This window comes from Arthrobacter sp. Y3221159 (assembly GCF_059089885.1).
In genome coordinates this window covers 267,932-291,268 of record NZ_JBNHFC010000002.1, presented here as the reverse complement: position 1 = coordinate 291,268, position 23,337 = coordinate 267,932, and the positions used below count along the sequence as shown (strand labels likewise).

The 23,337-nt window shown below is 68.8% G+C and carries 28 protein-coding genes and 1 riboswitch; of the genes, 12 read left to right on the top strand and 16 right to left on the bottom strand.

Going from position 1 to position 23,337, the window contains the following annotated elements; all coding sequences use genetic code 11:
* Positions 1–23: 23 nt before the first annotated feature.
* On the bottom strand, positions 24–680 hold the full coding sequence (locus tag AC5RT3_RS03760; protein WP_494123531.1) for a DUF5655 domain-containing protein: 657 nt from the start codon (positions 678–680) through the stop codon (positions 24–26).
* Between the two features lie 151 nt (positions 681–831).
* On the opposite strand from AC5RT3_RS03760, the gene AC5RT3_RS03755 reads away from it, so the two are divergent.
* The 3 genes from AC5RT3_RS03755 to AC5RT3_RS03745 all read left to right on the top strand — a co-directional run bounded on the left by AC5RT3_RS03755 (position 832) and on the right by AC5RT3_RS03745 (position 3,033).
* On the top strand, positions 832–1,509 hold the full coding sequence (locus AC5RT3_RS03755) for a protein tyrosine phosphatase (protein ID WP_494123530.1): 678 nt from the start codon (positions 832–834) through the stop codon (positions 1,507–1,509).
* A 194-nt stretch (positions 1,510–1,703) separates the two neighbouring features.
* Positions 1,704–2,267, top strand: a complete 564-nt coding sequence (locus AC5RT3_RS03750) for an RNA polymerase sigma factor (RefSeq protein WP_494123529.1) — start codon at positions 1,704–1,706, stop codon at positions 2,265–2,267.
* On the top strand, positions 2,260–3,033 hold the full coding sequence (locus AC5RT3_RS03745; protein ID WP_494123528.1) for a hypothetical protein: 774 nt from the start codon (positions 2,260–2,262) through the stop codon (positions 3,031–3,033). The genes AC5RT3_RS03750 and AC5RT3_RS03745 overlap by 8 nt, the downstream gene beginning before the upstream one ends.
* A 54-nt stretch (positions 3,034–3,087) precedes the next feature.
* Here the strand turns inward: AC5RT3_RS03745 and AC5RT3_RS03740 are convergent, their stop codons facing one another.
* Positions 3,088–3,651, bottom strand: a complete 564-nt coding sequence (locus tag AC5RT3_RS03740) for a COG4315 family predicted lipoprotein (RefSeq protein WP_494123527.1) — start codon at positions 3,649–3,651, stop codon at positions 3,088–3,090.
* Positions 3,652–3,818: 167 nt separating this feature from the next.
* Between AC5RT3_RS03740 and AC5RT3_RS03735 the strand changes: the two genes are divergently transcribed.
* The gene (locus tag AC5RT3_RS03735; protein WP_494123526.1) at positions 3,819–4,316 is read left to right on the top strand and encodes a sigma-70 family RNA polymerase sigma factor; all 498 of its coding nucleotides are present in this window, start codon (positions 3,819–3,821) and stop codon (positions 4,314–4,316) included.
* Positions 4,313–4,972: an anti-sigma factor family protein gene (locus tag AC5RT3_RS03730; RefSeq protein WP_494123525.1), complete on the top strand. Its 660-nt coding sequence runs from the start codon at positions 4,313–4,315 to the stop codon at positions 4,970–4,972. The genes AC5RT3_RS03735 and AC5RT3_RS03730 overlap by 4 nt, the downstream gene beginning before the upstream one ends.
* On the opposite strand, the gene AC5RT3_RS03725 is transcribed toward AC5RT3_RS03730, so the two are convergent.
* Positions 4,959–5,444, bottom strand: a complete 486-nt coding sequence (locus AC5RT3_RS03725; RefSeq protein ID WP_494123524.1) for a type II toxin-antitoxin system RatA family toxin — start codon at positions 5,442–5,444, stop codon at positions 4,959–4,961. The genes AC5RT3_RS03730 and AC5RT3_RS03725 overlap by 14 nt on opposite strands.
* Before the next feature lie 44 nt (positions 5,445–5,488).
* The gene (locus AC5RT3_RS03720) at positions 5,489–6,346 is read right to left on the bottom strand and encodes a DUF1206 domain-containing protein (RefSeq protein ID WP_494123523.1); all 858 of its coding nucleotides are present in this window, start codon (positions 6,344–6,346) and stop codon (positions 5,489–5,491) included.
* Between the two features lie 257 nt (positions 6,347–6,603).
* Between AC5RT3_RS03720 and AC5RT3_RS03715 the strand changes: the two genes are divergently transcribed.
* The gene (locus AC5RT3_RS03715; protein WP_494123522.1) at positions 6,604–8,178 is read left to right on the top strand and encodes a hypothetical protein; all 1,575 of its coding nucleotides are present in this window, start codon (positions 6,604–6,606) and stop codon (positions 8,176–8,178) included.
* Between the two features lie 2 nt (positions 8,179–8,180).
* Positions 8,181–8,624: a hypothetical protein gene (locus AC5RT3_RS03710; protein ID WP_494123521.1), complete on the top strand. Its 444-nt coding sequence runs from the start codon at positions 8,181–8,183 to the stop codon at positions 8,622–8,624.
* 34 nt (positions 8,625–8,658) lie between these two features.
* On the opposite strand, the gene trmB is transcribed toward AC5RT3_RS03710, so the two are convergent.
* Positions 8,659–9,582: a tRNA (guanosine(46)-N7)-methyltransferase TrmB gene (trmB, locus tag AC5RT3_RS03705; protein ID WP_494123520.1), complete on the bottom strand. Its 924-nt coding sequence runs from the start codon at positions 9,580–9,582 to the stop codon at positions 8,659–8,661.
* Between the two features lie 78 nt (positions 9,583–9,660).
* The gene (locus AC5RT3_RS03700) at positions 9,661–10,083 is read right to left on the bottom strand and encodes a hypothetical protein (RefSeq protein ID WP_494123519.1); all 423 of its coding nucleotides are present in this window, start codon (positions 10,081–10,083) and stop codon (positions 9,661–9,663) included.
* Between the two features lie 134 nt (positions 10,084–10,217).
* Here AC5RT3_RS03700 and AC5RT3_RS03695 point away from each other — a divergent pair, with 134 nt between their 5' ends.
* Positions 10,218–11,534 carry an MFS transporter gene (locus AC5RT3_RS03695; RefSeq protein WP_494123518.1) on the top strand — a complete coding sequence of 439 codons (1,317 nt, stop codon included), beginning with the start codon at positions 10,218–10,220 and terminating at the stop codon, positions 11,532–11,534.
* A gap of 9 nt (positions 11,535–11,543) precedes the next feature.
* A complete protein-coding gene (locus AC5RT3_RS03690) occupies positions 11,544–12,929 on the top strand; it encodes an MFS transporter (RefSeq protein WP_494123517.1) in 1,386 nt (461 codons plus the stop codon).
* A 69-nt stretch (positions 12,930–12,998) separates the two neighbouring features.
* On the opposite strand, the gene AC5RT3_RS03685 is transcribed toward AC5RT3_RS03690, so the two are convergent.
* On the bottom strand, positions 12,999–13,748 hold the full coding sequence (locus tag AC5RT3_RS03685; RefSeq protein ID WP_494123516.1) for a class I SAM-dependent methyltransferase: 750 nt from the start codon (positions 13,746–13,748) through the stop codon (positions 12,999–13,001).
* Between the two features lie 316 nt (positions 13,749–14,064).
* On the opposite strand from AC5RT3_RS03685, the gene AC5RT3_RS03680 reads away from it, so the two are divergent.
* Entirely contained in the window at positions 14,065–15,951 is a 1,887-nt protein-coding gene (locus AC5RT3_RS03680; RefSeq protein WP_494123515.1) for a DEAD/DEAH box helicase, read from the top strand.
* On the opposite strand, the gene AC5RT3_RS03675 is transcribed toward AC5RT3_RS03680, so the two are convergent.
* The 7 genes from AC5RT3_RS03675 to AC5RT3_RS03645 all read right to left on the bottom strand — a co-directional run bounded on the left by AC5RT3_RS03675 (position 15,952) and on the right by AC5RT3_RS03645 (position 20,382).
* Positions 15,952–16,602, bottom strand: coding sequence for an MBL fold metallo-hydrolase (locus AC5RT3_RS03675; RefSeq protein WP_494123514.1), 651 nt, complete (start codon positions 16,600–16,602; stop codon positions 15,952–15,954). It lies immediately after the preceding gene.
* Between the two features lie 30 nt (positions 16,603–16,632).
* Entirely contained in the window at positions 16,633–17,625 is a 993-nt protein-coding gene (locus AC5RT3_RS03670; protein WP_494123513.1) for an aldo/keto reductase, read from the bottom strand.
* Between the two features lie 30 nt (positions 17,626–17,655).
* Entirely contained in the window at positions 17,656–18,282 is a 627-nt protein-coding gene (locus AC5RT3_RS03665; protein WP_494123512.1) for a nucleoside/nucleotide kinase family protein, read from the bottom strand.
* A 29-nt stretch (positions 18,283–18,311) separates the two neighbouring features.
* Positions 18,312–18,701: a DMT family transporter gene (locus tag AC5RT3_RS03660; RefSeq protein ID WP_494053587.1), complete on the bottom strand. Its 390-nt coding sequence runs from the start codon at positions 18,699–18,701 to the stop codon at positions 18,312–18,314.
* Positions 18,701–19,024 (bottom strand): DMT family transporter, encoded by a 324-nt coding sequence (locus AC5RT3_RS03655; protein WP_494053557.1) that lies wholly within the window; start codon positions 19,022–19,024, stop codon positions 18,701–18,703. Before AC5RT3_RS03655 ends, AC5RT3_RS03660 begins: the two co-directional genes overlap by 1 nt.
* 9 nt (positions 19,025–19,033) lie before the next feature.
* Positions 19,034–19,099, bottom strand: a riboswitch (guanidine-III (ykkC-III) riboswitch).
* A 71-nt stretch (positions 19,100–19,170) separates the two neighbouring features.
* Complete coding sequence (locus AC5RT3_RS03650; RefSeq protein ID WP_494053556.1) at positions 19,171–19,701, bottom strand: ferritin; 531 nt, start codon at positions 19,699–19,701, stop codon at positions 19,171–19,173.
* A gap of 99 nt (positions 19,702–19,800) precedes the next feature.
* Positions 19,801–20,382, bottom strand: coding sequence for a HutD/Ves family protein (locus AC5RT3_RS03645; protein WP_494053555.1), 582 nt, complete (start codon positions 20,380–20,382; stop codon positions 19,801–19,803).
* A 108-nt stretch (positions 20,383–20,490) separates the two neighbouring features.
* On the opposite strand from AC5RT3_RS03645, the gene AC5RT3_RS03640 reads away from it, so the two are divergent.
* Complete coding sequence (locus AC5RT3_RS03640) at positions 20,491–21,102, top strand: phosphoribosylanthranilate isomerase (protein WP_494123511.1); 612 nt, start codon at positions 20,491–20,493, stop codon at positions 21,100–21,102.
* A gap of 106 nt (positions 21,103–21,208) precedes the next feature.
* Positions 21,209–21,610: a YccF domain-containing protein gene (locus AC5RT3_RS03635; RefSeq protein ID WP_494053553.1), complete on the top strand. Its 402-nt coding sequence runs from the start codon at positions 21,209–21,211 to the stop codon at positions 21,608–21,610.
* On the opposite strand, the gene AC5RT3_RS03630 is transcribed toward AC5RT3_RS03635, so the two are convergent.
* Together AC5RT3_RS03630 and AC5RT3_RS03625 are read right to left on the bottom strand one after the other, a co-directional pair.
* Positions 21,601–22,428, bottom strand: a complete 828-nt coding sequence (locus tag AC5RT3_RS03630) for a 2-phosphosulfolactate phosphatase (protein ID WP_494123510.1) — start codon at positions 22,426–22,428, stop codon at positions 21,601–21,603. The two genes, AC5RT3_RS03635 and AC5RT3_RS03630, sit on opposite strands and share 10 nt — an antisense overlap.
* A complete protein-coding gene (locus AC5RT3_RS03625; RefSeq protein ID WP_494053551.1) occupies positions 22,425–23,294 on the bottom strand; it encodes a DUF4031 domain-containing protein in 870 nt (289 codons plus the stop codon). The genes AC5RT3_RS03630 and AC5RT3_RS03625 overlap by 4 nt, the downstream gene beginning before the upstream one ends.
* Between the last annotated feature and the right edge of the window lie 43 nt (positions 23,295–23,337).

The following is a 23,337-nucleotide window of genomic DNA, read 5'->3' as shown; positions in this document are numbered from 1 at the left end:
GTCACGGCGGCATGCGGCCTCGGTCAGCCCCGGCTGTTTTGCTCCAGGGCCGTGGCAAGGATGTCCAGCAGTTCGCCGTCCACCTGCTCCGGGGACGTCACCCGCACCCGGAGGGTGAACGGATCGTCCGGACGCGTCCTGATCCTCTCCAGCCGGCCTTCCGGGGGAAGGTCCAGCCGCAGGGTGACATCAACGGCCGTGTTGGTGGACCGGGTGACCTGCGCGAATTTCCTGCGTGCGCTGTGCAGGGACACATACCCCTTGCGCATCTGGATGTGCACCCCCTCGGTGGTGGACGCCCACGCCAGGATTGAATCGGCGATGGGCCGCAGCTGCGGGTGGCTGGCGTACTGGCCGTCAATCAACTCGTCGGCGTCCCGCAGCATGAATTCCGGATAGCCGAACATCTCCCACGACACGGCGTACTGCGCGTAGCCGGTAACGCCGAAGTTGTCCCGCATCCAGTCGCGGAGCTCCCGATCCGTGCTGATGCCCGCGGCCTGCGCCTGTTCCACCCAGTAGGTGGTGTCCTTGCCGGTCTTGCGCAGCAGCAGCGACTTGTTGTTGTCCACCATTGACTGCCAGGTGCCGGTCTTTTTCCCGGCAGGCTCCTGCGGCCCGTCGTGTTGCGGCCCGGCTGGCCGGGATTCTGGTTGCTGTGGCTCGGCGGTATCAGGCATGCATCGATGGTAAGCACCTTTGCCTACAAGGCGGCCGGAAGAAAAAAGTTTTCCGCCGCCGTAACCTTTCCGCTGCCGGCGGCGATGTAGGAGGTGATGGGTCCGCCAGGCGGGACCTACCCCCAATAGTTGTCTAGGTTTGGAGTGCTTGATGTCTTTGTTCACCGTTCTCGCCAGCAGTAAAGTCGCCGCGTCAGTCCTGGCCGCCGGAACCCTGGCCGTTGGCGGAACCGGCGTCGCTGCCGTTTCCGGCGTCCTCCCCGCTGAAGCCCAGCAGACCGCCCATGAGCTTTTCGGCGCACCCGCCCCGGAGCTGGCTGCCGAGGCAGCTGCCAGCGGACAGGCCACCGCTGAAGCCGCCACCGACGCCGCAGCCGACGCTGACGCTTCCGCAGAAGCCGATGCGGCTGCTGACGCCGACGCCACGGTAACCGGAGACAGCGTCGCAGCCCAGGCTTCGGGTTCCGCCGCCGCCAGCACCGCCGTCGACGCCGCCGGTGCCGCAGCCTTCGGCCTGTGCACCGCCTTCACAAACGGCGGCCTGAACGCCAACTCCGAGGCTTTCTCCTCGCTGGTGATTGCCGCTGACGGCGAAGCCAACGTTGAAAGCTACTGCGCCGATGTTGTTGCCGAGGCCGGCGCCGCCGCCGAAGCTGGCGCGAACGCCACGGGTTCCGCTGCCGTTGAGGTTGAGCGTCCCGAGGTTCCTGCGGTTCCGGCTGTCCCCGCCGTTCCCGGAGTGGATGGCGGGCCCGCCGTTCCTGCCGTACCGGCCGTTCCGGCCGAAGCCGGCAACGCCGTGGAAGCCCCCTCGGTTTCCGTCCGCTAACCACGGTTAGCTAGGGTGGACCGCAGCTGTTTACTGCTGCGGGCGCCGCCTGGACTGCAGGACCCGCCCCCCGGGGTCCTGCAGTCCTGCGCTGCCGCCTGATACCGGGGCAGTTACAACCGACCATGGGGACTGGCAATCCACACTGGAAAACCGGAAACGGCAGGAGCCGCCTTCCGGGATGGGAGCCGCTGGTGCTGGACACTCTGGCCCAAGAAGAAACCGACATATTCGACGATGCAGCCGGAACGGATCCCGCTGTGCTGTTCGGTGCTGCCTATCGGTCCTTCGCCGGCCCCGTCCAGGGCTATCTCAAAGCCCGTGGCGTGGACGATCCCGAGGCCGTCACCCAAGACGTGTTCATGGCGTTCTACCCCAAAATCGAAGCGCTCACCGGCGGCCTGCAGGGCGCCAAATCGCTGATTTTCTCCATCGCCCACGCCCGCATGGTTGACCACTACCGCCGGCTGGAGCGCAGGCCCCAGCTAAGCCCGTACGACCCCCAGCACGATGCCCGCACCACACCCTCCGCTGAGGACTGCGCCGTGGAGCTGACCGGTGGAGCCGCTGACATGCTGGCCGGACTCAGCGAAGAACACCAGGAAGTCCTGGCACTGCGCGTCGTGGCGGACCTGTCCATCGAACAGGTGGCCGCCATCATGGGCAAAAGCACTGGCGCCATCAAGCAACTGCAGCGCCGGGCCCTTCAAAACCTCAAGGCACAAACGCTCTCAAGAAACCAGGCGAATCATGAGTGACACCGCAGGACCCCGCAGCGACGGATTCGTTGACCAGCTGCTGCTGGAAGCGGAACTGGACGACGACGGCCAGCTCCGCCCCGCGCTCCTGCAGCTCCGTGCCCTGGGTGACGTGACGCCGGAGCCCTCCGCCGGCGTCGCCGCCCTGCTGCAGCGTGCGGAGGCCGTGCAGGCCGCCGTGCCATGTGATGCCGCGCCATGTGATGCAGCGCCATCCGCTGCCGCGCCGTCCGCGGAGGTGGCAACTGCCGCCGCGTCCGCACCTGTGGATGAACTGGCCGCCCGGCGCCGCGCGAAGCGCCGCATCACCCTGACCGCGCTGTCCGTGGCCGTCTCGCTCTCCGCAGGCGGGGCTGTCGCCGTCGCCTCGGACCAGGGCTTCCGCGACTCCTTGAACAACCTGCAGCGGACCGTCACCTCGTTCGTCACCGGAACCGCGCCGGCCGCTCCCGCCGGGAACCAGGTGGAGGAGCCAGCCGCGCAGGTCCCCTCCGTCCCCGCTGCCCCGGCCACCGTTCCTACCGCCGCCGTCAACGCCCCGGAGCCCGCGGAGGCAGCACCGTCGGACGTTCCTGCCACGCCGGCAAAGAGCGCCGGGGAATCCGACGCTCCCGGCAGGCAGGTGCAGGTCCCCGGGGCCAAGGACCTGCCCACCGCCGTCCCCGAAGACCTCACGAACGGGGTGGGCCAGCAGCCGCAGGTGCCCGTTCCAGGCGCGTCGGATCTGCACCTGCCTGAAACGCTTCCCGCAGTTCCGCTGCGGTAAAGGCGCCTGCGGCCCGACTGTCAGCCGCTCCGGCTGCGCGGGAACTCACCCTGCCTAATAGCCGGCACCGCCCATCTGGATCATGCCGCCCGCCGGGTCGGCCAGGTACCAGACATTGTTGACTCCCTGGCCCAGGATGTCGCCGGGCTTGGTGTCCTGGGCGAAGTAGTACAGCGGCATGCCGTTGAGGGTGACCTGCTGCTTGCCGTCCGGCGTCGTGATGGTGCCGAGCTCGCCCGTCACACCCTCGGCGGACGGCGTGGCGGACGTGGTGAGCACCGGCGGCCACGCTGCCAGGCACGCATCCGTACAGGCGCTGGTTCCGGAATCCTTCACGTCCTTGGTGAAGAAGTACACGCTCCGTCCGTCCGCACCCACCACGATCTCCCCGGCGCTTGAGGAGGCCGTCTTGAGGTCGACGGCGGCACTGGCCGTGGTGGTTGGCGCCGCCGACGGCGGGGAAACGGACGCAGCAGGTGCGGTTGCCGAAGCAAGGGGAGCACCAGTGGTGACGGCGGGGCTGGTATCCGCCGGTGCAGTTCCGGTGCCGCCGCCGCAGCCGGCCAGCGCCGCGGAAAGGGCCAGGATGGCGAGGCCTGCGCCCAGATGGTGTTTCATGGGGTTGCTCCTTGGCTAGGCCCGGCGTCGGATCACCGGACGCTAACCGTATGACGTATCCGGGTGAAGAATGGTTCACAGCGGCTGCCCCCTGAACTTTTTTGCGGGCAGCAGCGTCTTCAGTTGGTAAGCAGGAATCCTGAACAGGCCCAGGCGGGAGGGACGTCATGCCGCTCGACGAGGACGTGGTGGAGTCCATCTACCGCGAGCACGGCGCTGCCCTCCGCCGTTTCGTCATCAGCGCCTCCCGGGATCCGCAGCTGGCGGAGGACGTGGTCCAGGAAACCGTGCTTCGGGTATGGCAGCATGCACCGGAAATCAACGGCAGCCTGCGCAGCTACCTGTACCGGACGGCCAGGAACATCATGATCGACAACTACCGTCGGGCGCAGCGCCGGCCGGAATCCCTCGAGAACAACCTTCCGGACCCTGCGGACGCCCTGGAAAAGGTGGACGGGTTGCTCAACCGGGTGCTGGTGGAGGAGGCCCTCCTCCGGTTGAGCAGGGAACACCGGGATGTCCTGGTGGCCCTGCACTACCGCCGGTTTACCGTCAACGAGGCCGCCGTGCAGCTCAACATTCCCAGCGGGACTGTGAAGTCCCGCGCGTATTACGCGGTGCGGGCACTGCGGACAATCCTGGACGAAATGGGGGTGGAAGGATGAACGGCGCGGATCCCCACCAACTGCTCGGCGCCTACCTGCTCGGCGGCCTTGGGGCGCCGGACCGGGAAGCCTTCGAAGCCCACCTCCGAACGTGCGCCGCCTGCCGGGAAGAACTGGCCGGACTGGAGACCCTTCCCGTGACCCTTGACGCCCTTCCCGTTCCGGACGCGGTGGCGCTGACGGTCTTTTCAACCCTTGCTGCCGCTCCCGATGCACCCGCCCCGCCTCCGCTCCTTGCGAAACTGGCGCGCCGCCGTCGTGCCGTCCGGCGGCGGTGGGTGGCGCTGGTGGGCGCGGTTGCCGCGGCCTGCCTTGCCGCGGGCATCCTGGCCGGACCACTGCTGGCTCGGCCGGAGCCGCCCGACGCCACGTATTCGGTCCAGTCCGGCGGCGGACTGCAGTTCAGCATCGACCTCGCCAGGAAGACCTGGGGAACCGAGCTGGCGGTGAACGGAAGCAGCCTGCCCCAGGACGGGACGCTCTCACTCTGGGTCCGCGACCGTGCCGGCAGCGAGGACCGGGCCTGCTCCTGGACGGCAACGCCCAGCGGCAGGGCCCGGGTCACGGGGGCCACACCGATTCAGCTGGGCAGCATCTCCAGTGTGGAATTGCGGGACGGGACGCAGAACGCAGTGGCTGTCATCACCGTGCCCTGAGGTCCTCCCTGAATTCGGCCACCAGTGCCGGGTCCTCGCACGCCCTGGCGAACGCCGCAATCCGGCGCTCAATTTCGCGGCCCAGCAGCCAGGTGCCAACCCGTTCCATCAGCGGCCGCAACAAAGCCGGCCGGCATGAGAAGGTGTACTTCCAGACAGCCCGGGTGCCGCCGTCGACGGCCGTAAAGCGCCATCCGCCGCCGAAGTTCCCGAAGAACCAGGGCCCCGAAACCATGGTCATGCCCACGCTGCGCGGCGGAGCGTAGGAGACGTATTCGCTGACCATTGCCAGTCCCAACCGCGAGCGGGTCCGGGTGCGGACGCCCTTGCCCGCCGAACTGGCCCCGTCCAGGAAACCCTGGGAGGAGATGAACGGATCCCACTTGAGCCGGAAGGAGCCCGTGGTCTGGGAGAAGGCGAAGACGGTCTCCGGGTCGAGGCGGATGAGGCGTTCGGCGCGTACCTGGGGCATGGTCCCAGCCTAGCCAGCCGCCACACAATCCCCGCGGTTTGCCGTTACTGGGTCATCTTGGCAAGCCGGGCCCGCACGATCATGAACGCTCCGTAGCAAATCAGCCCGGCGCCCACAGCCGCCAGCAGGTAGACGCCCAGGGGCTGGTCGCGGAGCGCACGGAGGCCGCCGTCCAGGCCGGTGGAGTCCTCCGGGTGGGCCTGCATGGTGGCGATGGCGATGAGCAGGCCGGTCAGGAACAGCACGATGCCCTTGGCCACATAGCCGGTCACGCCCAGCACGGTGACGGCCGTCCTGGCCTTCTGGTTGGCCGGCATCACCAGGTGCTTTTCGAAGGACTTCTTCAGGCCACGGATGGCATACACCACGCCCGTCACGGCGATGGCCACGCCGAGCACCACCAGCAGGGCCACGCCGCCCGGCGCCTTCATGAGGTTGACGGTCATGTCGGTGGCGGCCTGCTGGTTGTCACCGCCCGAACCCGTGCCCCTGGCGAAGGACAGCAGGGTCAGCGCAAGCCCGGCAAACACCAATGCCTGCGCGCCGGCTTTTGTTTTCTTCCCTGCCTTTTCCTTGGTGGGCAGGCGGTTGTAGTCAAAGATGGCGTCGCTGGTCTGCCACAGCGCCAGCGCCGCGCAGGCCGCGAAGCTGGCCCACAGCAGGAAGGGCCCGGCGGGCTGGGTTGAAAGTTCCGCCACGGCACCGCTGAAATCGGCATTGCCGGTGCCGCCCGTGGCCAGCCGGATGGCGATTGCACCCACCAGCAGATGCAGGATGCCGCTCGCCGCAAACCCCGCCCTCGCCAGCACCTCCAGCGTCCGCGAGTTGGTGGCGTTCTCTGCAGCGGCTACGGCCTGCTTGAGTTCTCTTTTGATGGCTGTTCCTTTGTGCGTGCGCGGCACCCGCGCGGTGGTTCACTGGTGTGCGTGCCCCACACAACCGTAATCGTCCCACGCGGACCGGGCCCGGAACAGTGTGCGTGGCTCAAGGATTGCCAAGGGCATCTGCCACGTGCCGGCGTCGGTGGGTCCCACCGGAATCCCGGCCCACGGGAGGACCGCGGTCCGATGGGGAGGGATCCCCATCGCCCGCTTGGTGCGGCCGTGCGACCATGGGCAGCAGCGGTTGACCACGCAGCGCAAATTATCCCGGGGGACCAATGACTTTTTACGGCGCCGACGTCAGCCAGTTGAGGGCGCTGGCCAAGGCGGCCGAGCAGGCCGCGTCGCTCCTGAGTACCCGGGCCGGCGTCCTGCACGGCCAGATCCAGGCTGCGCCGTGGAAGGGTGCGGACGGCGAACGCTTCCGGCGGGAATGGACCGGCACCCACCGCCCGGGGCTGGAACGGGTGGTGGCCGGACTGCGTGAAAACTCGAAACTCCTGCTGCAGCACGCCGATGAGCAGGAGAAAGCCTCGTCGCCCTCCGGAGGCCGCACGGGCCAGTGGGACGGGATGGCGATGCTTCCCGGGCAGGCCCGGGACTGGCTCCAGGAGCAGGCCGCGGCGGCGGCCGCGGCTGCGGAACACCGGAGGGGACTGGAAGCAGGCCTGGAACGCATGCTGGATGCCCGCCCCCGGGACCAGGCGGAGTGGTGGGCCGGACTGTCCGCCGCCGACCGGGAGTACCTGATCGAGGGCGTCGGCGCGGACGGCCCGTTCGCCGAGGACCTCATGCGCATGGACGGCGGCATCCCCGAGTCGGCGCAGGAGCAGGCCAAGGACCACCTGCAGGAGCTGGCCAAGGCGGATATTCCTGTCTACTCCGAAACTGGGAAAGCCTCCATCGAAGCGCGGGTGGCCTGGGTGCACGGTGGTGCTGAAGTGGGGACCGAAGTGGTGGAGAACGCGGACGGCTCCGCCACCATGAAGGTCTACGGAAACATGGGCCTGGGCGTCAATGACACCACCGGAACCGCCGGCGTCACCCTCAACGGGCAGGTGTCCCGCGAGTACACGTTCGGCAGCGTCGAGGAAGCCATGGCAGCCCGCGAGCAGATGTACCGGGACCTGCCGCCGGACAGCGTGGGCGAGATCAGGGACGTGGCCGGCAACCCGCCGGACTACATCCTGGATACCATCCACGATGCCGCCGGCGACAACGGATCCACGGGCCAGACGGACAAGGCCAAGGGCACGCTCTCGCTGGAGGCCGAAGGGGAGAGCGGCGCGGCTGCCGGCTCCGCCAAACTTGACCTGGCCTACGAACGGAACCTCACGGACGGCACTGCCACAGCCAGCGGCGAGGTATCGGCCCAGGGCAAGCTGAACCTCGACGGCCGGGTGTTCGAGGCCTCCGGCAAGGGCGGCCTGCAGGTCAACATGGACGAGGACAGCAACATATCCTCCGTATCCGTGTCCATGGACGGCACCGTGGCGCAGGGCGTGGTGGCCGGCACCGACGTGAAGGCGGTGAAGGTGGAGTCCTCCGTAACCGCGGGGACCCAGGGCACGGTGAAGATCGACGTCGACTACTCTCCGGAGAACCGTCCCATCATCGACAGATACCTCCGCAACGTGGCCCTCGGCAACGAGGCCGCCGCAGCCCGGGACGCCGCCAGGCTCTACGAGGCAGGCTCAGCCACCGTCCAGGTCAACAACGTTGTCACTGCCTCCAGCCAGGCAGGGCTGGATGTGAAGGTGGGTGAGGTGGAAGTCAGTACCGAGAACCAGTCCACCACCAACGTGTCCACGTACTATAAGGTCCCCAACGACACCAGGCTCGGGAGGCTGTGACCATGTCCGTCCACTTCGAATCCCCGCTGGGGTTCACGGCAGACTTCCCCGAGCACACCCAGGTCCTTGAGTCCTCCAGTGCCGGACCCGGCAGCCAGCAGTACGGCTTGCCGGGCGGCGTCCTGGTGACCGTCATCAAGGACGAGACCTCCGTCCGGGATGCCCCGCAGGCCAATGGGTGGGCGCATCTCATGGCCGGCTTCTACCTTGAAGGGCGCAGCGGGACCCTACTGGCTGAAGGTGAACTGGACCTGCCCGGCAAGGCCGCCTACGCCGTGGTGGTGGGCTACGGCGACGCGGGCCCGGGCAAGGTGGCCGCCACGGTGGGTGTCTGGGAAAACGAACGGTTCATCGGCGTCGTGGCGATCTGGCCTTATGCCGACCCCGAGGTGGAACCCCGGCTTGGCATGCTGAAGGAGATCGTGGCCGGCATCAGTGTTGGCTGACCCGCGGGTGCACGTCCGCCGCTGCCCGTGACTGCTACCGGCGGCGGTAGCAGAGATCGAAGATCAGCCGCCCGGCCTCGTGGGCTTTGGCCTCGAAACTGGTGCGGATCCTGCCCTCGAACCGCGGTGCCCAACCGCCGGTCTCGTCGATGCCCTCGTTGGGGCCGGTGTGTTCGGTGCTCACCGGTGCGCGGCCTTCGCGGACGGGTGCCCCTCCCACCACGGTTTCGACGCCGGACTGCCAGACCTGCGTGAGCGGGCTTTCGGGTCCCCGGCGCTCGCCGGTGTGCAGGTTTTCGAAGTCCCGGGAATCCGCCAGGACGTCGCGGACGTGGATGGCGTAGTTGGACCAGTCGGTGGCGATCCGCCAGAGCCCTCCCGGCTTCAGGGCGCGGGCAGCGAGCGCGGCGAATTCGGGCTGGATGAGGCGGCGCTTGTGGTGGCGGGACTTGTGCCAGGGGTCGGGGAAGAAGACCCATAGTTCGTCCACGGACCCGGCCGGGAGCATGGTGGCCAGGACCTCGGGAGCGTTGGCTTCCACGACGCGGACGTTGGTCAGCCCGCGGCTGTTGATCTTGATGATGGTGTTGGCCAGGCCGGGGGTGTAGACCTCCACGGCAAGGAAGTCCGTGTCCGGGTTCTGCTCCGCGGCATGGCAGATGGCGTCACCCAGGCCGGAGCCGATTTCCACGATCAGGGGCGCCTTGCGGCCGAACTCGGACTCGGCGTCGAACGTGTAGTCCGGGTGGACGGAGGTGTTGGCGACGTGCCGGGGGACGTCCACCGCCCACCGTTCCGCGTGTTCTTCCCAGGCGGCCTGGCGGCGGCCCTGCAGGCGAGTGCCGCGGCGGACGAAGCTGACCGGCCGGCCGCCATAGGTGCCGAAGGAGGCCTGCGTCCCGGGCGTGACCGGCCTCGGGACATGCGGCTGCTGGGGGTTTTCCGGGGATTCACTCATCCCTTCAAGGATACCGGCGCAGGAACCGTCGGAGGGTCCCGGTACCCGGCGGCCGGAGATGGCTGCGGAAGGGATGCGTCAGCGCATCATGTACACGAACCGCAGCGTCATGATCAGCCCCACAGTGAAGATCGCGCCGTTGATACACAACGCTGCCAGCGCCAGTCCTGACCCTCGGGCGCGGAGTCCGGACTTTCGAAGGGCGTAGCCACCCAGCGAGGTGGAGGCAATGCCGAAGATCAGGGGCAGGCTCCAGAACACCAGGGGAGCCAGCCACGGATTCTGCGAAGGGCCGCTGTACGGGAAGGTCAGGAGCATGGCAAAACTGGCGAACGGTGCCGTTAGCAGGAGGCTCACAGGGGCCACGATCGCCAGCACAAGGCCGGCAACGGCCTTGGCGATGTGGTCGCCGCCTGCTGGTGCCGGAATCACGGCCTGAAGCTGCGGGGATGTGTCGCCCGTCCCGGGGCTGCTGCGCTCGGACTGTGGTGGCATGTCCATGGTTCTCCTTGATTGTGAATGACTGGCCCGGCAGGTGCCCTTCAAACGTAGGGAGGCTACCTGGCTCTCCAAAAGGGCGCGGATGCCGCATGTGGACAACTCCTGCCGCAGCGGGCGCCTGCAACAATGGGCGGGTGACGGAAGCGACAAACTCCGAAGCAAGGAAGCAGCGGCCGGGAATCCCTTCCCGGACGGCGCCGGCGGCCAGGGCTGAGCCCGGCACCCTGGTGGACGCCGAGATCGATGAACTGCCCGCGCCGCAGCCCACCCGGGTGGGAAGCCGGCGCCAGCTTGCCTACCTCGGCCTGTGCCTGGTCCTCATCGGGCTCAACCTGAGGACCGTGTTCTCCAGCTTTTCCGCGGTCCTGCCCGAGGCCACCTTCCAGGCGGCGCTGCCGGGATGGGCGGTGGTGGTCCTGACAACCGTTCCCGTGACTCTTCTTGGAGTGTTCGCTCCGCTCGCCCCCGTCCTGGCCCGCAGGTTCGGCGCCGAGCGCGTCCTGCTCGGTGCCATGGCCGTCCTGACGGCGGGGCTGCTGGTGCGTCCGGTGGATCTGCCAGCCGCAGGGCATCTGCCCGCCCTCCTCGCCGGGACGGCCGCCTGCGGCGCCGCAATCGCCCTCTGCAACGTCCTGCTCCCCGGGCTGGTGAAACGCGACTTCCCGCACCGGCTGGGCCTCATGGGCGGGCTGTACACCACCGCCATCTGCGCGTCCGCGGCGCTGGGGGCCGGCTTCACTTACCCGGTCTACGCGGCGGCGGGGGAGTGGACCCTGGCCCTGTGGTTCTGGGCGCTGCCTGCCGCCGTCGTGCTGCTGCTGTTCCTCCCGGTGGCCGCCCGGCAGCAGCCGGTCCGGCACACGGCCGTCAAGGACGGCGTCAACGTGTGGCGGTCCGCGGTGGCCTGGCAGGTGACGCTCTTCATGGTGCTGCAGGCCATGATGTCCTTCAGCGTGTTCGCCTGGCTGGCGCCCATCCTCCGTGAGCGCGGCGTGGATGGCGGGACCGCGGGCCTGATCGTATCCGTCAGCATCGTGCTGCAGATGCTCGGCTCACTGTTCGCGCCGGCGCTCGCCGCGAGGTTCCGGGACCAGCGGGCCATCAATACGGTGGTCGCGCTGATGACCGGCGCCGGATTCGCGCTCTGCATCTTCGGGCCGCTGGACCTGGTGTGGGTATGGGCGGGCCTGCTGGGACTGGGGCAGGGCAGCCTCACGGCCGTGGCGCTGACCATGATCATGCTGCGGACCCGGGACGGGCACACCGCCGCGCACCTGTCCGGGATGATGCAGGGCGTGGGCTACGGGCTGGGTTCCACCGGGACCCTGATGGTGGGTCAGCTGTACCAGGCAACCGGGTCCTTCGCGGCCGCCGGGTTCCTGTTCCTGGTGGTCGGGCTGTTCGCGGCGGTCTTCGGTTACCGCGCCGGCCGCAACAGGTTCGTCCGTTAGGCCGTGACCGTGCCCGAACCCACCCTTCCAGCCACCCATCCCGCCGCCGGGATCCTGCAGCGGCCCTACCTCTGGGTCACCATCGGCACGTGTGCACTGGTGTTCCTCGCCGCGTTCGAATCGCTCGCGGTGACCACCATCATGCCCCTGGTCAGCCGCGAGCTGGACGGGGCCGGCCTCTACGCCCTGGCCTTCGCCGGTCCGCTGGCCACGGGCGTCATCGGCATGGTGGCCGCCGGCAACTGGTCGGACAGGCGCGGCCCCACCGCACCCCTTTACGCCTCCGTGGGACTATTTGTCCTGGGCCTGCTGATAGCGGGGACCTCCGCCACCATGTCCATGCTCGTTTCCGGCAGGCTGGTCCAGGGCCTGGGCGGCGGCGCCCTCACCGTCGCCCTGTACGTGCTCGTGGCCCGGATCTATCCCGGTGTGCTGCACCCGAAGATCTTCGCGGCGTTCTCCGCGGCGTGGGTGATCCCGTCCCTCGTGGGCCCGTTTGCCGCCGGGATCGTGGCACAGGTCTTCAGCTGGCACTGGGTGTTCCTCGGCGTGGTGGGCCTGGTCATTCCGGCGCTGCTGATGATCGCGCCCGTTCTGCGGGGAATGGCCCCGCAGAACGCAGAAGCCGCCAAGGTTCCGTGGGCGGTGGGCCGGTTGGCGTGGGCGGCGCTCGCCGCGCTGGCGGTGCTGGCGCTGAACCTGTCCACGGAGGTCCGGATCCCCGGGCTTCCCGCAGCCGCGGCGCTCCTGGCCGTTGCCGCCGTCGTCCTTGCCCTCCTGGCGGTCCGCCCGCTGGTTCCGCGCGGCACACTCCTGTTCCGGCGCGGCCTGCCCAGCGTCATCCTTGCCCGCGGACTCGCCTCGGCCGCGTTCTTCGGCGCCGAGGTCTACCTGCCGTACCTGCTGATCGAGCAGTACGAATTTTCAGCCACCTTCGCCGGGCTCACGCTCACCGGCGGAGCGCTTGCCTGGGCCGGGGCAGCGGCCGTGCAGGGCCGGCTGGGCACAAGGCTGTCCCACCGCGCCGCCGTCACGGCCGGGGCGCTGATGGTCCTGGGCGCGGTGCTGCTCGCCCTGGCCACCACCGCGCTGCACTGGCCGGCCGCGGTCGCCATCGGTGGCTGGATCTTTGCCGGCGGCGGGATGGGCCTGCTCTATCCCCGGCTCAGCGTCATGACCCTGGCCCTGTCCACCAAAGACAACGAGGGCTTCAACAGCTCCGCCATGTCCATCGCAGACTCGCTGGGCGGGGCGTTGGCGTTGGCCACCACGGGCATCGTCTTCGCGGCATATACGACGACGGCGGCGTCCTTTTCCGGAGTCTTCGGCCTTGCCGCTGTGATCGCCGCAGCCGCGGCACTGGTTGCGCCGCGGGTCACCGCTAAAACCCCTTGAGTTTTTGTCCAGATATGGCGACTTGAAGACCGCTGAAGCCGCCATATCTGGACAAAAATTCTCCCAGCGTCAGGGGAGGCGGGTGGCCCGCAGGACGACGTCCGCGATGGTGGCCTGCTCGCCTTCCGGTCCGGTCACCGGGCGTTCCCGGCTGGTGAGGACTTCAAGCTGCCACCCGGGACCGTCCAGCCCCAGTTCGTGAACCAGTTCATCCCCGGTGTAGAACATGTCCCGGTGGTTGTGGTGGTTGGCGCCCCACGGTGGAAGCCGGTCCGGGTGGTGCCCCACCACCAGCAGCGTCCCGCCGGGTTTCACAGCCGCAGCGGCCGTCCGCAGCGGCCCCTGCCAGGCCAGTTCCTGGGAGTGGAGGAACTGCGAGGTCACCAGGTCGAAGGTCCCCTCGGGCTGCCACTGTTCCAGATCGGCCTGCTGCCAGGTGATCCGGCTGGCAATGGCACCATCGGCCGCGTGGACGCTTTCCCTTGCCAGCGCAGCTTTCTCGTGCGACTGCGCGCGTACCAGCGCGACGGCGGACACGTCGACGGCGGTCACCGTCCAGCCCTGCTGCGCGAGCCAGATGGCGTCGGCGCCCTCGCCGCAGCCAAGGTCCAGCGCCTTGCCCGGCCTCAATCCGCCGGCTTCCCGTACCAGCTGCGGGTTCGGTTTGCCGCTCCACATCTGGGGTTTGGTGCGGTAGCGCTCGTCCCAGATCGAGGCGGCGTCGTCGCCGCGGATCCCGCTGCCGAGGCCACCGGTACCGCCGCCCGGGGAGGCGTCGCCGTGGTGCCTGTCGTGGTGGTGTGCCGCCTGTTCGCTCATGCCTCAACACTGCCCTGCCCCGCCTGCTGAGGCAACGCCCCGGGGCCGGCGGGGCGGGGCGGACCCGCGCGGGATGCTAGACTGGTGAAACTTGATGTGCAGTGATGCCCGGGTTCCCTCCATTTAGGGACTGGGCTTTTTTCATGTGAGAGGCACATCCTGCGTCGATGAACGCGTTCCATTTGGTCCCGGCCGTCGCTTTGCATAAGCGGCAGCAGGCTGGTGTGACCACCTGAATTTTCTTCGGCGAAACCCTTGGGCCAACCGGCGCCGGGGGCCGATATCCGCACGGATACCGCCTGAAAGACCTTTGACTTTGACTACTTTTGCTGCCCTCGGCACGCCCAAAGCCCTTGCCGATACCCTTGCCGCGCAGGGAATCGAATCCCCGTTCCCCATCCAGGTGAAGACCCTGCCGGACACGCTGGCCGGACGCGACGTCCTGGGCCGCGGCCGCACCGGTTCCGGTAAAACCATTGCCTTCGCCATTCCGCTGGTGGCCCGCCTGGCAGAACGCGAAGCGCCGTACTTCCGCAAGCCCGGCCGCCCCATGGGCCTGGTCCTGGCGCCCACGCGTGAACTGGCAACCCAGATCAATGCCACCATCGAGCCGCTGGCCAAGGCCGCCGGCCTGAACACCACCGTGATCTACGGCGGCATCTCCCAGGCCCGCCAGGAGAAGGCGCTGCGCGCCGGCGTCGATATCGTCATCGCCTGCCCCGGCCGCCTGGAGGACCTCATCCGCCAGCGCATCCTCACGCTCGAAGCAGTGGAGATCACCGTCCTGGACGAGGCCGACCACATGGCCGACCTCGGCTTCCTGCCCGTGGTCAAGAAGCTGATGGACATGACCCCCAGCCAGGGCCAGCGCCTGCTCTTCTCCGCCACCCTGGACAACGGCGTGGACAAGATCGTCCAGCGCTACCTGTCCAACCCGCTGACCCACTCGGTGGATGATCCGCAGGCCGCGGTGACCACCATGGAGCACCACGTGCTGGTGGTCAACGACCAGACCGTCAAGAAGCAGCTGATCGTGGAGCTCGCGTCCGGCGCCGGCCGCCGCGTCCTCTTCATGCGGACCAAGCACCACGCCCGCAAGCTTGCCAAGACCCTGACCGACGCCGGCATCCCCGCCGTGGACCTGCACGGCAACCTGTCGCAGAACGCCCGGGACCGCAACCTGGCCGAGTTCTCCTCCGGCGAGGTGCGCGTGCTGGTGGCCACCGACGTCGCTGCCCGCGGCGTGCACGTTGACGACGTCGAACTGGTGATCCACGTTGATCCGCCCACCGAGCACAAGGCCTACCTGCACCGCTCCGGCCGTACCGCCCGCGCCGGCTCCGACGGCACCGTGGTCACGCTGACCCTCCCGGAACAGCAGACCGACGTCAAGAAGCTGATGAAGGCCGCAGGCGTGGACGTGAACTTCGAACGCGTCACGGCCAGCTCGCCCCTCGTCGCCGAGCTGGTGGGCGAAATGGCTGACAAGGTTGATCCCCGCACCCGCGCCGCACTGCTGGCAGCCAAGGCCCAGAAACAGGGCGGCGGCACCTCCACCGGAGCCAACGCCGAGCGCAAGCGCGCCCGCCGCCAGGCTGCCCCCACCGCGGGCGGCCGCGGCGGACGTGGCGGCCGCGGCAAAGTCTCGGCCGAGCCCGCCCGCACCGACGTTCCCCGCGCCGAGCGCCGCGCCGCGACCTTCGAAGGCCGCACCGAGGCACGCGCCGCTGCCGACTTCGTCCGTGAGCAGAACGAGGACCGCGCCATTGCCGCTGCGGCTGCACGCCGCAACGCCCGTGGCCGCGGCACCACCGGCAGCACCCACCGCAACGACGTTCCCGCCGCTGGCGGCCGCGCAGCAGCAGGCAGGGGTTCCGACGGACGCAGCTCGGAAGGCCGCACAGATTCACGCATCACCCGCAGCGACGCTCCCCGCGGCGGAACGGGACGTCCCGCTTCCGGCGGGCAGCGCTCCGGCCGCCCGGCCACCGGCCAGCGTGCCTCTGCAGGTACCGGCCGCTCGGGCGGACAGCGCTCCGGCGCGGGTGCGTCCAACACGGGCGGCAGCAAGGCCGTTTGGTCCTCCAACACCGGCGGAACGTCCGGCGGCTCCTACGCCGGCAACGGCGGCTCGGGCCGCCCCGCCCGCAGCGGTCCCCGCCGTGCTTCGGCTCCGGCGTCGAACGAACGCCGCGGACGGTAGTTACCAGCCCCGGGCGCGCCACTCCTCCAGGTGTGGCCGCTCGGCGCCGAGCGTCGTCGGCTTGCCATGGCCGGGATGCACGACGGCGGCATCCGGGTAGGCGCCGAACAGCCGCTCCGTCACGTCGGACAGCAGCTGGTTGAACCGCTCGGGATCCTTCTGGGTGTTGCCCACGCCGCCGGGAAAGAGCGAGTCGCCGGAGAAGATGTGGACCGGGCCCTCCGGGTCCTGGTACACAAAGGCGATCGAGCCCGGCGTGTGTCCGCGTAAATGGACAGCCGTGAGCTCGAACCCGTCCACGCCAACCGTGTCTCCGTGCCCTAGGCGCCGGCCCACCGGAACAGGCAGCGCCTCGGCGTCGTCCGCTCCTGCGGCGGTGGGCGCGCCGGTCTCCTCAACCAGTTCCCGGAGCGCCCCCACGTGGTCCCAGTGCTGGTGGGTGGTGGCGATCAGCGCGAGGCTTACTGCAGCGGAGGTGTCCGCTGCCCCGTCTGCCAGCAGCTGCCGGATGGCGGGCGCATCGTCGGCCGCGTCGATCAGCACCTGTTCACCGCTCGTCTTGGCGGTCAGCAGGTACACGTTGTTGTCCATTTCGCTGACGGCGATGCGGCGGATGGTCAGGGCCGGCAGGTCGTGAAGAAGTGAGTCCATGGGCTTCAGTCTATGGACCCGCGGGACGGGCTATTCCCGGCCCTGCGACACCCAGGTGGGATCCGCTGAGCGGGAGCCGACGACGGCGTCCGAGGCCTGGTCCAGCGCGTCCAGTTGGGCGGGGCTAAGATCCAGGGCGAGGGCGCCCAGGTTCTCATCGATCCGGTCACGCTTGCGGGTGCCCGGGATGGGGACAACGGGAAGGCCCAGCCGCCTGCCCTGCGCCAGCAGCCAGGCCAGGGCCACTTGGGCGGGCGTTGCACCCAACTCATCGGCCACCGCCCGGACGGCGGCCACCACTGCCTGGTTCGCGGCCGCGGCGTCCGGGGCAAACCTGGGGATGTTGCGGCGGAAGTCGTTGTCCGCCAGGCTGGCGGCGTCCACCGTGCCGGTGAGGAATCCCCGGCCCAGCGGTGAGTACGGCACGAACCCTACCCCCAGCGCGGCGGCGGCAGGAACAACGTTGCGTTCCACGTCGCGGCTCCAGATAGACCACTCACTCTGGACCGCCGCAATGGGGTGGACAGCGGAGGCCTCCTCCAGCTCCTGCGCCGTCACTTCAGACAGGCCCAGGTGCCGGATCTTGCCCTGCTCTACAAGCTCCGCCATGGCTTCCACGGTTTCCACAATCGGAACGTGGAGGTTACGGCGGTGCATGTAGTAAAGGTCGATCACGTCGGTGCCCAGCCGCTGCAGGCTCCGGTCCACGGCCTGGCGGATGTAGGCAGCATCGTTCCGGATATCCGTGTAACCGCCGGCAGGACTCCCCACCAGCCCGAACTTGGTGGCCAGTTGGACCTCGCCGCGCCGCTCCCGCAGCAGCCGGCCAATAAGTTCCTCATTGCTGCCCGCGCCGTAGACGTCGGCGGTGTCCATGAAGCTGACACCGGCGTCCACGGCATGGTGCAGGGTATGCAGCGCATCCGCCGGGTCCACGTCACCGTAGACGGGGGTCAGGGCCATGCCGCCGAAGCCAAGGGGACTGACGGACAATCCGTCGCCGAGCTGTACTGCTGGTGCCATCTGGGGCCTCCTTGGTGGTGTGCGCATGGTTCAGTTCCAGGGGATGATGCGGTCCGCGGCGGGCCTGGTGGCCTGGATCAGCCGGGCGTTGTTTTCGTCCGGTCCCGCGGCCCACGCCTCCGCGGCGGCCTGGTCCATCCCGAACGAGACATGCCGTGCCACCAGTCGGCGCAGCCGCAGTTCCTGCGGCGTGTCTACGAACCAGACCTCGTCCAGCTGTGCCCGGACCTCTTTCCACGGCTCCTGTTCGGCGAGCAGGTAGTTCCCCTCCGTGATGACCAGGGGCACTTCCGCGGGCACGGCGATGGAGGCGGCCACCGGTTCGTCCAGGGTGCGCCGGAACTCCGGGGCGTACACCACAGGCTCGTCCCGGCGCGCCAGGCGCCGGAGCAGCGCAAGGTACCCGCCGGCGTCGAACGTGTCGATGGCGCCCTTCCGCTGCTGCAGGGGCGTCCCGTCGATGATGGCGTTGCCCAGGTGGAAGCCGTCCATGGGGACCACCACCGCCGTCCCCTCTTCGAGCTGTTGCTGGATCCAGGCGGCGAAGGTGGATTTGCCCGATCCAGGCGCGCCGGTGATGCCCAAGATAGTGCGCGTTCCGGGGACCAGGCGGCGCCGCAGGGCATCCAGGGCCTGGCTGACTTCGGGGGAGTCCATGGCAAAAGCCTAGACCGCCCCTGCTTGCATCAGCGGCGGGCCGGCCCGGCAGGTTCCGCGGCCGGCTCGGCGGCTGGCTCCTGCTTCCGGGCGGGGAGCAGCTTCAACCCGGCTGCACACGCCACGATTCCCGCGATGAACAGCAGCTTCAGCAGGCTGAATGGCTCTACGCCAGTAGCCATCGCCCAGCCCACCGTCAGCGCGGCACCAATACCCACCCAGATGGCATAGGCGGTGCCCAACGGAATGCTGCGGATGGCGAGGCCCAGGCCGAGCATGCTCAGCACGGCGGTGACGATGAAGACCAGCGTCGGCAGGGGTTTGCTGAACCCGTCTGAGAGGCCCAAGGCCGTTGCCCAGACAGCTTCGAGGACGGCGGACGCCAGGAGCACCAGCCAGGGAATGGAACGCTTCAACATCACGCCACCACCTTCAGGCCAACCACGCACGCGGCGATGCCGGCGAGCAGGAGCAGCCGCGCCGCCGTCGGGCGTTCCACCTTGGTGATGATCGCGTAGGCGGAGGTGAGCACCACGCCCACTCCCACCCAGACGGCGTAGGCGGTGCCGGTGGGGATGGTCTGCATAGCTATGGCCAGGCCGCCGGTGCTGGCCGCGACGGAGACCACGAACAGGAGTGCAGGAGCAATCCGGCGGCGGCCGGTGGCCTGGAAGGTGCGGTGCAGGGCGGCCGCCCAGACGGCCTCCAGGGCGCCGGAGAGAAGAAGGATTAACCACGACATGACAGATCCTTTGGCCAGTCTTGTCGCGTGCCGGGTACTGAACCGTCGTCCGGAGGCTCGGGTGCGGAGCCTTGGTTTCCAGCCTAGCAACGCACGACGGCGGCTGGCCACGTCTGGTGGCCAACCTCACCAGCCGCGTGCTGGCCCTAGAGGGCGCCGCCGGCAGCCTCGGGAGCGGCGGAGTCGCGGCCGCCGTCGCCAATGGTCTCGCGGGCAATGAAGTTCTCGATGTCGAAGAGGTTGTCCGCCCGCTCCGCGATGTTCAGCAGCGTGGTCATGGACGCCACCTCCTCCACCTGCTCCTTGAGGAACCACAGCATGAACTGCTCGCCCAGGGCGTCGTTCTCGCTGCGGGCAGCCCGGAACAGGTCTTCGATGTTGCGGGTGACTTCCTTCTCCTGGTGCAGGGCCAGGGCCAGCGGCTCGGTGACTTTGGAGAAGTCGTTGCGGACGGCCGGGACGCCCGGGATGGTGAAGGGGATGTCGCGGTCCAGCATGTACTGCACCATCATCATGGCGTGGTTCCGTTCCTCCACGGACTGGCGGTAGAAGTATTTGGCCAGCTGGGGAAGGTCCTGGTTGGCGAACCAGGTGGCCACGGCAATGTACTGCTGCGATGCAGTGAACTCGTTGGCGATCTGGGTGGACAGGAGCGCGTTGAATGTTGTTCTGGTCATAGCCTGAGTCTAGGGACGGCGGCCAACGGTAACCAGTGTGGAAAGGCTGGTCTTCCCAAGGCGAGGCTGGCCTATCCGGCGGCTCTGCAGCGGCTCGGATCAGTCCTCGACGGGGTCGATGGACACCACGGCCAGGAAGCCCCGGCCCAGGACCTCCGGGGTGCTGCTGTCCGACCCCACCACGGCGTCGTACCGGTCCAGGGCTGCCGGTTCATGGGTTGCATCGGCCACGGTGGCCTGGCCCTGGAGCAGCACGCCCACCTGCCCGTCCCACAGGGGCTTGGACCGCTTCTTCGAGAGCTCGATGATGGACGTGTAGGCCTTGTACGCCCCGGACCGCGTGATGACATTGAGGTTCCGGATGTCACCGGTGGGCAGGGCACCCGACGTGGCGGCCCCGCCGTCAAACCGGAAGGGCCGGTACTTTTCCACCGGATGCTCGGCGCCTCCAACGGTCAGCAGCAGCAGGTCCCCCTCGATCACGGTCAGGAGCCGCTCCATCCCCGGGAAGGGGGAGAAGTCGCCGGCCCTGGTGACGTCGGCGATGCTCACCCGCCAGTCCCAGCCTCCGCCCTGGCCGTCATCACCGGCGGCCGAGGGCCGGCTGGCCAGCTGGCGGGTCACGCCGCCGCCGTTACGCCACGGTTCGGCTTTGAGGTCTGCGAAGCGGATGATCTGCATCAGCCCAGCCTAGTTCCCCGGCTGGGCTGCCCGCCGTCGCGCGTCCCGGCCTTCCCTGCTACTCTCCTGCGGGGGGTCATCACGAAAACAGCCTGAAGGAGCCCGGGAATGTTCGTCAAAGTGTGTGGTCTCAGTACCCCTGAATCGGTCCGCGAGGCGGTTGATTCCGGAGCGGACGCCGTAGGTTTCGTCCTTACCGCCAGTCCGCGGGTTGTCTCGCCGGGCCAGGTGTCCTCCCTTCTGGCCGATGTACCGGACCGGGTCACCCCCATCGGCGTGTTCCGCCACGAGCCGGTTGCCGACGCCGTCGCCATTGCCCGGGCCGCGGGGCTGCAATGGGTCCAGCTGCACGGCGCCCGCACGCGGGAGGACATCGCCACGGTGCACGACGCCGGCATGAAGGTCATCAGGGCCGTCACCATGGATGCCACGCGGCAGGAGATTGAAGACTGGGGCGAGGACCTGCTCCTGATCGACGCCGCCGTGCCCGGCTCCGGTGAAACCTGGGACTACGCCGCGATGACCGAGGTGCCTGAGCTGCAGGAACGCAGGTGGCTGCTCGCCGGCGGGCTGAACCCGGCCAACGTGGCGCAGGCTTCCGCCGCCGCCCACGCGTGGGGCGTGGACGTGTCCTCCGGTGTGGAGGCATCCCGCGGGGTGAAGGACCTGGCCAAGATCCGCGCCTTCGTACACGCCGCGAAGTCGGACACCACGGTCTGAAGCCCGGGGCCGGCCGGGAAGCGGCGCTTCCGGGACCGGTGATTTCAGGGTCCGGTCAGGGGCGTCCCCCACCATGGTGAGGTGCCGGCCGGGGGACAATGGGTAAATGAAGACGCTGCTCAACATCATCTGGCTGGTTTTCGGCGGCCTCTGGCTCGCCCTGGGATATTTTGTGGCCGGCGTGATCTGCTGCCTGCTGATCATCACCATCCCGTGGGGCATCGCCTCCTTCCGGATCGCCGCCTACACGCTGTGGCCGTTCGGCCGCACTGTGGTGGACAAGCCGGGCGGAACGGGCATCTTCCCGATGCTGGGCAATGTGATCTGGCTGCTGGTTGCGGGCATCTGGATCGCCATCGGCCATGTGGTCACGGCCTTTGCGATGGCGGTCACCATCATCGGCATCCCGCTGGCCATCGCCAACCTGAAGCTCATCCCTGTGTCCCTGATGCCGCTGGGCAAGCAGATCGTGCCCACCAACGCGCCGTTCGTGCCGGCCTACCGGTAAACGCTGCTCCGGAACACACCGTCCACCAGGATGGCGACGGCGTCGCTGTCGTCCAGTTCGGCGGCGATGTCCACGTCCCTGCCGTAGCCCGCGCCGGCCAGTTCACGACCGCTGGAACAGCCGTGCAGCATGTCACGGAGGTCCGGCTCCGCGGCCTCAAAGACGGCCATTGCCAGTTCTGCTTCGGGCGCGTAGCCGTGCCTGCCCTCCCGGCCCTCCGCCGCCTCGTAACCGCCCTTACCGGAGGCCGCCAGTCCCGCGATGAAGGCGCCCGCCCCGATCTGGTCCTCGACGGCGGGGCGGAGGGAGCCGTCCGGCCAGCGTTCGCCGGCGGCCACCACGGCAATCACCGCGTCCTCCGGAAGGTTCGCCGCCACCCAGTCGGCGGTCGCCGCCGCATTCCGCAGGCACACCGCGGCCACCAGCGGAACCTCGCCGGCCAGCGCATGGCACAGCGCGGATCCATTGGGGGAGGGCAGGACCACGCGCCCCAGGGGGTCCGCCGCCCGGAGGGTGGCGGGGGACAGGCTGAGCCCGCCGCCGTCGCGGGGTCCCGCCAACCGGGCCTGATGGCGGGCCGCGAAATCCTCGGCGCTGGTGTCCTTCCAGGGGTACGGAAACACCTCACCGCCCCGATCCAGGGCGACGCTGACGCAAGTGCCGAAGGACAGGACGTCCACCACCACGGCAAGGTCCGCCCCGGGCACCACGGTCCTGGCGCCGTCCAGGCCCCACTCCAGCCGTACCGTGTAGGGAAGCTGCCGGTGCGCTGCGTTTGCGGAATGCACGTGCAGGGTCTTCGAGGACGGGGCGTTCATGCCAGTTCACCTTTCAGGTTCCGCTGCGCGGCATCCAGCCACAGCTCCTTCGCCCGGCCGGTGTGGAAGAGCGGGTCCAGTTCCAGCAGGCGACGTACGACGGCGGCCCGCCCCGCCGCGAAGTCGGCGTCGCCCACGTGGGCGTAGTCCTTCCGGACGGCTGCCAAGTAGCGGGCGTATTCGTCCGGGTCCCGGCCGAGGACTGACAGGTCGGCGTCACAGAGGAGGGCGCCGTCGTCGTCCCCTGCTTCGGGGCGGTGATCGCCAGTGAGCCGGACCAGGCGCGCCACCTGTGCCACCTCGTCGGGCGGCAGGCCCGCGTCGCGAAGGCGGTCCTCCGCGAGCCGGGCGGATTCCTCCTCATCCTGCAGGGGAATCCCCTGGTACACGGCGTCGTGGAACCAGGCGGCCAGGAGGACGGTGCGGGGCGGGTCGGCCGGTTCGGTGAGCAGGTCCAGGGATTCGAGCACCGAGAGCAGGTGGGTGCAGCCGTGGTAGTGGCGGTGCGGTTCGCTCCAGCGGTCCAGCAGGTCAAGGAACAGCGCGTCATGGCCGGGCATGACGGCATCCCAGCGGAGCTGCAGCGGCATCTTGAGCGACTTGTTCCGCTGCCGGGCGGGGATCCGCAGGCCACTGGAGATCAGCTTGCGGACCAGCATCCGGCCCTCGACGGGCAGGGCGCCGGCCGCCACCAGTTCATCGAACCGGCGTTCGGGAACGTCGTAATGGTCGCCATCGAATGCCCGCTCAGGGATTCCTGCCGCCCCGGCGAAGGCGTGGAGTTCAGCCAGCGAGGTGTCCGAGACCAGGTGGGAGAAGTGCGTGCCGTGTGCAGGCCATAGCGGCGGGTCGATATAGATGGCCATGGAGGAAGTCTAGTAGTGCCGGGCGGGGCGGCCGTTGACTATC

Bases quoted from the DNA above. Each gene is read 5' to 3' on its own strand.
- AC5RT3_RS03630 (WP_494123510.1), bottom strand. From the start codon at position 22,428: ATGAACGCCCCGTCCTCGAAGACCCTGCACGTGCATTCCGCAAACGCA.
- AC5RT3_RS03755 (WP_494123530.1), top strand. From the start codon at position 832: ATGTCTTTGTTCACCGTTCTCGCCAGCAGTAAAGTCGCCGCGTCAGTC.
- AC5RT3_RS03655 (WP_494053557.1), bottom strand. From the start codon at position 19,024: ATGTCGTGGTTAATCCTTCTTCTCTCCGGCGCCCTGGAGGCCGTCTGG.
- AC5RT3_RS03650 (WP_494053556.1), bottom strand. From the start codon at position 19,701: ATGACCAGAACAACATTCAACGCGCTCCTGTCCACCCAGATCGCCAAC.
- AC5RT3_RS03685 (WP_494123516.1), bottom strand. From the start codon at position 13,748: ATGAGCGAACAGGCGGCACACCACCACGACAGGCACCACGGCGACGCC.
- AC5RT3_RS03745 (WP_494123528.1), top strand. From the start codon at position 2,260: ATGAGTGACACCGCAGGACCCCGCAGCGACGGATTCGTTGACCAGCTG.
- trmB (WP_494123520.1), bottom strand. From the start codon at position 9,582: ATGAGTGAATCCCCGGAAAACCCCCAGCAGCCGCATGTCCCGAGGCCG.
- AC5RT3_RS03675 (WP_494123514.1), bottom strand. From the start codon at position 16,602: ATGGACTCACTTCTTCACGACCTGCCGGCCCTGACCATCCGCCGCATC.
- AC5RT3_RS03670 (WP_494123513.1), bottom strand. From the start codon at position 17,625: ATGGCACCAGCAGTACAGCTCGGCGACGGATTGTCCGTCAGTCCCCTT.
- AC5RT3_RS03730 (WP_494123525.1), top strand. From the start codon at position 4,313: ATGAACGGCGCGGATCCCCACCAACTGCTCGGCGCCTACCTGCTCGGC.
- AC5RT3_RS03635 (WP_494053553.1), top strand. From the start codon at position 21,209: ATGAAGACGCTGCTCAACATCATCTGGCTGGTTTTCGGCGGCCTCTGG.
- AC5RT3_RS03735 (WP_494123526.1), top strand. From the start codon at position 3,819: ATGCCGCTCGACGAGGACGTGGTGGAGTCCATCTACCGCGAGCACGGC.
- AC5RT3_RS03640 (WP_494123511.1), top strand. From the start codon at position 20,491: ATGTTCGTCAAAGTGTGTGGTCTCAGTACCCCTGAATCGGTCCGCGAG.
- AC5RT3_RS03700 (WP_494123519.1), bottom strand. From the start codon at position 10,083: ATGGACATGCCACCACAGTCCGAGCGCAGCAGCCCCGGGACGGGCGAC.
- AC5RT3_RS03625 (WP_494053551.1), bottom strand. From the start codon at position 23,294: ATGGCCATCTATATCGACCCGCCGCTATGGCCTGCACACGGCACGCAC.
- AC5RT3_RS03725 (WP_494123524.1), bottom strand. From the start codon at position 5,444: ATGCCCCAGGTACGCGCCGAACGCCTCATCCGCCTCGACCCGGAGACC.
- AC5RT3_RS03710 (WP_494123521.1), top strand. From the start codon at position 8,181: ATGTCCGTCCACTTCGAATCCCCGCTGGGGTTCACGGCAGACTTCCCC.
- AC5RT3_RS03665 (WP_494123512.1), bottom strand. From the start codon at position 18,282: ATGGACTCCCCCGAAGTCAGCCAGGCCCTGGATGCCCTGCGGCGCCGC.
- AC5RT3_RS03715 (WP_494123522.1), top strand. From the start codon at position 6,604: ATGACTTTTTACGGCGCCGACGTCAGCCAGTTGAGGGCGCTGGCCAAG.
- AC5RT3_RS03740 (WP_494123527.1), bottom strand. From the start codon at position 3,651: ATGAAACACCATCTGGGCGCAGGCCTCGCCATCCTGGCCCTTTCCGCG.
- AC5RT3_RS03660 (WP_494053587.1), bottom strand. From the start codon at position 18,701: ATGTTGAAGCGTTCCATTCCCTGGCTGGTGCTCCTGGCGTCCGCCGTC.
- AC5RT3_RS03645 (WP_494053555.1), bottom strand. From the start codon at position 20,382: ATGCAGATCATCCGCTTCGCAGACCTCAAAGCCGAACCGTGGCGTAAC.
- AC5RT3_RS03760 (WP_494123531.1), bottom strand. From the start codon at position 680: ATGCCTGATACCGCCGAGCCACAGCAACCAGAATCCCGGCCAGCCGGG.